The sequence below is a fragment of the Nonomuraea sp. NPDC001684 genome, from assembly GCF_053596515.1.
On sequence record NZ_JBSFGJ010000781.1, the window covers coordinates 1 to 2,390 of the forward strand.

Genomic DNA, 2,390 nt, shown 5'->3' on the forward strand with positions numbered 1-2,390 from the left:
GCTCGGTGACGATCATGGAGCTGTTCATGGGCAGCCACTGGCGGCGCAGGCCGTTCAGGCGGGCGGTGAAGCCCTCGGTGGCGCGGATGACGTACGCCGCCGTGACCGTCCCGTACGGGGTCACCGCCCGGCCGGGGGCGATCTCGGTGACCGGGGTGCGCTCGTAGACCGGGACGCCGAGGTCGCGTACGGCCCTGGCCAGCCCCTGGGCCAGCTTGGCGGGCTGGATGCGGGCGCAGTGGGGGCTCCAGGAGGCCGCCAGGGCGCCCGCCACGCGGACGTGCTCCGATGGGTCGGCCAGGCGCAGGTCCGCCTCCTCGATGCCCCAGGCGCGGGCGGCGGCCACCGAGGCGCGCAGCCGGTCGGCCTGGGCGGGGGTGCGGGCCACGTTCACCACGCCGCCCTTGACGATGTCGCAGTCGATCGACTCGTTCTCGCAGACCGCGATGACCTCGTCGATGGAGGCGTACATCTCGCGCTGCAGCCGGCGGGCGTCCGAGCCGTACCGTTCGTGGGAGCCGGCCAGGTCGCCGGTCAGCCAGCCGCCGTTGCGCCCCGAGGCGCCGAACCCGGCGAACTCCTGCTCCAGCAGCACCACCCGGAGTGAAGGGCGGGCCTTCTTGAGGTAGTACGCGGTCCACAGCCCCGTGTAGCCGGCCCCGACGATCGCCACGTCGGCCTGCAGGTCGCCGTCGAGCCGCGGACCGGGCTCCGGCACCCCGGACGAGCGGTACCAGAAGGACACGTCACCGTTGACGAATCCGGACGACAAGGGAACTTGCGCATTCATGGCCCCATATCCTGCTATATCGGGATTAGGTGGCGCATCTCACGACGAAATTCGTGATGAAACCCGTCGTTAGCGGGCATGTAACACGTCCCAGGCATGCTCCTCCCATGGGATTCTTGCGCATCCGGACCACGGTGGACGAGCGACCCGGACGGCTGGCCTCGCTGGCCTCGGCCCTGGCCGCCAGGGGCGGCAACATCCTCGGCCTGAGCGTCCAGTCCGACGCCGACGGCACGGTCGACGAGTTCGTGGCCGACATCCCGGCGAGCCCTGAGGCCGTGCGCGAGGCGCTGGAGGCCGCCGGCGGCCGGCGCGTCCAGGTGGTGCCCGCCACCGCCCACGAGCTGACCGACGAGCCGACCAGGGCGCTGCTGCTGGCCTCCCGGCTGCGTTCCACGCCTTGGCGGCTGCCCGAGCTGCTGGCCGAGCTGCTGCGCGCGGACGACGCCCGGTGGATCTATGGTGAACCGGTGAGCGATCTCCCCGACCCGACCCTGCTCGTCGTGCCCGTGGCGCGGCGGCGCGCGGTCCGGCTGCGCCGCACCGGGCTGCCGTTCACGCTGACCGAGGCCGCCCGCGCGGCCTCCTTCGCCCGGCTCGCCCAGCCCGCGCCCGAGCAGACCCCGTCCGAACGCGCACTGAAACTGGCCGACGGCGCCGAGATCACCGTGCGGCCGCTCACCACGATCTACCGCGAGGCCGTGCGCGACCTGCACGACAGGTGCTCGCCCGAGGCCCGCAGGTTCCGCTACTTCACCTCGATGCCCGCGCTCCCGCCGCGCGCGTTCGACCGGCTCTGCGACCGCGGCAGGGGCTTCTCGCTGGTCGCCGGGCACGACGGCCAGGTCGTGGCGATGGCGAACCTCATGTTCACCCCCGACCCCGGCATCGCCGAGATGGCCTTCCTGGTCGAGGACCGCTGGCAGGGGCGTGGCCTGGGCGCCGTGCTGGCCCGGATGCTGGTGCGGCAGGCGCGCGACCTCGGGTACGCGGAGGTCAGGGCCACCCTGCTGGCCGACAACGCGCGGATGCGCGGCCTGCTGACCACGCTGGGCGCCTCGCTCGGCCGGACCGAGGACCCGGGCGTCGTGGAGGCGCGGCTGCCGGTCGGCGCGCGGGCCTCAGCCTAGGCCCTCCTCGGGCTCGCCGGACTCGGGGTCGGCGGCGGCAGGGTCGGCGGCGGCAGGGCCGATGCCCAGGTGGCGCTCGATGCGTTCCAGGCTCTCCTCGATGCGGGTGAGCCGTTCGGCGAGCACCGAGCCGCCGCCGAAGTACACCTCCGTAGGACGTTCCCTGGTGCCGCGGCCCACCCGGTCGAGCAGGCGCTGCCGGACGTCGCTCAGGTCGGCGCCGGTGTCCGCCAGAGCCTGGGCGGCCAGCCCCTCGCCTTCCCTGATCAGCCCGAGCAGGATGTGCTCGGTGCCGATGTAGTTGTGGCGCAGTTGCAGGGCCTCGCGCAGGGACAGCTCCAGCACCTTCTTGGCCCGCGGGGTGAAGGGGATGTGCCCGCTCGGCGAGCTGGCCCCGCGGCCCACCTCGCGCTCCACGAAGGCCCGTACGTGCTCCAGCTCCACGCCGCAGCCGTCGAGCACCAGCGCGG

At 73.5% G+C, this 2,390-nt stretch carries 2 protein-coding genes and 1 pseudogene; 1 reads left to right on the forward strand and 2 read right to left on the reverse strand.

Annotated elements, in window-relative coordinates; all coding sequences use genetic code 11:
• Positions 1 to 790 (reverse strand): NAD(P)/FAD-dependent oxidoreductase (locus tag ACWCSD_RS51610; protein WP_449927070.1); only part of this gene is annotated, 790 nt, incomplete at its 3' end.
• 107 nt (positions 791 to 897) lie between these two features.
• Here ACWCSD_RS51610 and ACWCSD_RS51615 point away from each other — a divergent pair.
• The gene (locus ACWCSD_RS51615) at positions 898 to 1,920 is read left to right on the forward strand and encodes a GNAT family N-acetyltransferase (RefSeq protein WP_358300185.1); all 1,023 of its coding nucleotides are present in this window, start codon (positions 898 to 900) and stop codon (positions 1,918 to 1,920) included.
• A gap of 186 nt (positions 1,921 to 2,106) precedes the next feature.
• Here ACWCSD_RS51615 and ACWCSD_RS51620 read toward each other — a convergent pair.
• A pseudogene (locus ACWCSD_RS51620) lies at positions 2,107 to 2,390 on the reverse strand (Clp protease N-terminal domain-containing protein); the annotation flags it as partial.

Bases quoted from the DNA above. Each gene is read 5' to 3' on its own strand.
- ACWCSD_RS51615 (WP_358300185.1), top strand. From the start codon at position 898: ATGGGATTCTTGCGCATCCGGACCACGGTGGACGAGCGACCCGGACGG.